Origin of the sequence: Streptococcus sp. KR (genome assembly GCF_002238115.1) — a bacterium.
Classification (GTDB): Bacteria; Bacillota; Bacilli; order Lactobacillales; family Streptococcaceae; genus Streptococcus.
Genome location: NZ_NGVM01000381.1, coordinates 1 through 214, shown reverse-complemented (window position 1 = coordinate 214; position 214 = coordinate 1). Strand labels below are relative to the sequence as shown.

The window sequence follows — 214 nt, the reverse complement described above, 5'->3', positions numbered from 1 at the left end:
AAAGAGATGAACGTTTCCGATATTCGCGGTGTCATGCACAGCTTTAACGGTGATTCCGAATGGCTCAAGAAGTTTTTGGATCTGGGGATGCTGGTTTCATATAGTGGGGTTGCCAGTTTCAAGAAAACCCATGAAGTTCATGACGCGGTCCGCAACACACCGTTTGACAGCATGATGGTTGAAACCGACGCACCATATTTGTCACCAGAACCGC

At 47.7% G+C, this 214-nt stretch carries 1 protein-coding gene; it reads left to right on the top strand.

The annotated features are described in order from the left end of the window. Window positions 1–214 (top strand): TatD family hydrolase (locus CBI42_RS12370; RefSeq protein ID WP_179211456.1); only part of this gene is annotated, 214 nt, incomplete at both ends.